Below are 2,898 nucleotides of genomic sequence, written 5' to 3'. Positions count from 1 at the left end.
GCACTTGACCGCTGTTCCGCTGCGCTCCATAGCGGCAGGTGAGCTTTGTCGTTAGACTTCTATTCTTAGAGACGTATTATGATGTTTAAAGAGTTAATAGATAAATATGATTGGGATGAGGTTTGCACTGCTTTTCTACAGTTATATCCAGACCAGAAAAAGAATATTGAAGGATATAAACAGGTCTTTAGAGAATTGAAGATGCTTAAACCAATAGTGACTAAAATGCGGATTATCATTAAGGATGTCTTTGATGATTACGATAAAAAGTACTATGTCCATGTTTTTGGCAAGAATGGTATTTTAAATAAGGAAAGTAATCCAGAACAATTTAAAGATGATAATCTTGGCAATCAAGAAGTTTCTTATGGCATTGAATTGACAGATTGGGCTGAGTGGCTTGCTATGGAGATTGAAACTGAATCTCTTGCAAGATATTCTGAATTAGATATTATAGGGCACTGTCTTTGGGAGATGACTTTCTATGGGTTTTCGCAAGAAGAGATAAGAAAGCAATCGGCACAATTAGTAAAAGAAATAAGAAAGGCTACGGGAAGGTTGCCTTTATCTACAGAAACTGGTAAAAATTAAAAGTGAAATTGATTATTGAGAGGCATGCTTATGAAAATCAAAAAGAGAGTAAATCGTTTTTATGACACTGCCAGATATGGATGTCCACAGATTCGAGTATATCACAGAAAAGGATATGGTAAAAAAAGTCCAAGGTATCTTTTAAAGTGTGGATGTTGTGAAGAAAAGGTAGAAATATATTATGATAATGAGGCGCTGGAAATTAATGGTGTTAATGGCTCAATTGATGACTGGCGCGATATTCTCCTGCCCCTCTTATTGATAGAGAAGAAAGGGGACAAGTTTGTTGATAAAAAGGTTTAGGACTAAAGAATGCTTTTGAGTAGAAGGCCAATAGAGAAAAGGAAAAAATTTAAAACACACCAAGGAGCATGGCTATAGTTGTATTTTGAAATAATTGAAAGAATAGAAAATATAGAAACCATTGCTGTCAGTAAATCAATCCGTCAATTAAAAAGACTTGAGAGAATCTATGGCAAAGGCAGATGGCGAAAACTTAAAGGAACTGCTAAAATAAAATTAAAGAGTGGTCAGATTTACATAGCAGAAATCCATTGGTATGAAGCACATGGAATTGGGAAGAAGGAATTTAAAATTAAAAAAATTTTGAAGGAACTATAATGAGCAAGTTTGTATTGTGTATAGAAAATAAGGACTATCCATCTTCCTTAGAGAAGTGGAAGATTTATCCTGCTGTTAAAGAAAACGAAGTGGAGGGATATATTAGAATTATAGATGAAAGCGGAGAAGATTATTTATATCCTGAAGAATATTTTGTAACAATAGAAGTTCCTTCTGGTGCGAAAGAGAAAATAGAGAAAGAATATATAAAAACTTGAACGCTAACACCTATAAGGCCTCCGTTTGTCAAGTCGAAGCAATTGCGGAGATCGGTAACGGAATAAAAAACCGCTCCCGGGGAAATATTAGATAAATCCATTTCCTTAATGTAGTCTTAAGGTTCTTCTTTTGTTCCGTCTTGATTTCCTCTGCGGCGTCAGAATATGTATTCTGCACCAAATTTAATCGTATCGATCACCTATAGTGTCCTTGCATGAAGATCCACCCCACAGTAAAATTCGTGCTGATTTGTATAAAATCTCATAAAGCCTCCTTTTGAGAGTTTTTTTGTTAAAACATCATACACCTTTGTTGTATAATTTTAAGAAAGACTTAATTAGTATCATTTAGCTCCACCTGACCACCAATCCGCTGCGCCCTTCGGGCTTGCGTCTTGTCGGCAAGTGACCCTTGTCGTTAGGTTATCAGATGGATTCTATTCTTTTGTCTGCCCATATCTTTCATAAGAGGCATTATTTTTGGGCATATCGCACTTAAGCAAATTCAGAAAAGCAAGCAGAGAGGAAAAATAGCAGTCCTTTTTTCAATCACTTTCGGCTATTTTGTGATTGTAGCAACTTTACTTTCATTGTTAACGACAAACTTTGTTGCTCACTGATTCAAAAATCAGTCTAACCCCTGTAAGGCCTCCCTATGTCAAAATAAACACTCCCTGTAAGACATTTATAATCTTCTCCCTTAATGTGGTCTTAACCTGACAGTTTCATTCTTAATGGCAAAAAATTACAAAGTCCTGTATAATGGTTGAGAGTATTTCCACAAAAAGAAAGGAGGGTTTATGGAAGGGATAATCTCCACAGTCACCGGTTATCTGGCGGTTTATGGGGTGAGGGTAATCGGCTCCGTTGCCATCTTCATTGTAGGTAAATGGGTATCCGGTATTCTTCGAAAACTGATAAAGAAGGCGATGGAGAAGGCAAAGGTGGATCCTACCCTGATTACCTTTATCGGAAACCTCTCCTATATGCTCCTTCTTACGTTCGTCATCCTGGCGGCGCTTAGTAACCTCGGGGTGAATACAACATCCTTTATTGCGGTACTTGGTGCGGCAGGTCTTGCTGTTGGGCTTGCCCTTCAGAGTTCTCTTTCAAACTTTGGTGCCGGTGTGCTACTCATACTGCTTGGGCATTTCAAGGTGGGTGATTATGTGGAGGCTGGCGGTGTGGCGGGCACGGTTGAGGCGGTGCGTATATTTAACACTGTATTGAAAACCCCTGACAACAGGGTTATTATAGTTCCCAACTCAAACATCATAGGTGGCAATATCATAAACTACTCTGCCAAGGAGACCAGACGAATCGAGATAACCGTGGGTGTGGGATATGATGACGATCTGAAGGCGGTCAAGGAGGAACTGAAGAAGATAATCGGCGAAGACGAGAGGATACTTAAAGACCCTGAGCCGCTTGTGGCGGTGAGTGAACTTGCCGACAGCAGTGTGAACTT

Annotated in this window: 6 protein-coding genes; all 6 read left to right on the top strand. The window is 38.6% G+C overall.

Annotated features, from left to right (window positions below; all coding sequences use genetic code 11):
* The first annotated feature begins 78 nt into the window (after nucleotides 1–78).
* Entirely contained in the window at nucleotides 79–591 is a 513-nt protein-coding gene (locus tag D6734_02945; protein ID RMF96990.1) for a hypothetical protein, read from the top strand.
* A gap of 30 nt (nucleotides 592–621) precedes the next feature.
* The gene (locus tag D6734_02940) at nucleotides 622–894 is read left to right on the top strand and encodes a hypothetical protein (protein RMF96989.1); all 273 of its coding nucleotides are present in this window, start codon (nucleotides 622–624) and stop codon (nucleotides 892–894) included.
* A gap of 78 nt (nucleotides 895–972) precedes the next feature.
* On the top strand, nucleotides 973–1,212 hold the full coding sequence (locus D6734_02935; protein ID RMF96988.1) for a hypothetical protein: 240 nt from the start codon (nucleotides 973–975) through the stop codon (nucleotides 1,210–1,212).
* A complete protein-coding gene (locus D6734_02930) occupies nucleotides 1,212–1,430 on the top strand; it encodes a hypothetical protein (protein ID RMF96987.1) in 219 nt (72 codons plus the stop codon). Before D6734_02935 ends, D6734_02930 begins: the two co-directional genes overlap by 1 nt.
* 425 nt (nucleotides 1,431–1,855) lie before the next feature.
* On the top strand, nucleotides 1,856–2,050 hold the full coding sequence (locus tag D6734_02925; GenBank protein RMF96991.1) for a DUF4190 domain-containing protein: 195 nt from the start codon (nucleotides 1,856–1,858) through the stop codon (nucleotides 2,048–2,050).
* A gap of 180 nt (nucleotides 2,051–2,230) precedes the next feature.
* Nucleotides 2,231–2,898, top strand: a 668-nt coding sequence (locus D6734_02920) for a mechanosensitive ion channel family protein (GenBank protein ID RMF96986.1), incomplete at its 3' end; no start/stop codon positions are given.

The organism is Candidatus Schekmanbacteria bacterium, from assembly GCA_003695725.1.
Taxonomy (GTDB): Bacteria; Schekmanbacteria; GWA2-38-11; order GWA2-38-11; family J061; genus J061.
This window is presented reverse-complemented; position numbering and strand designations above follow the sequence as displayed.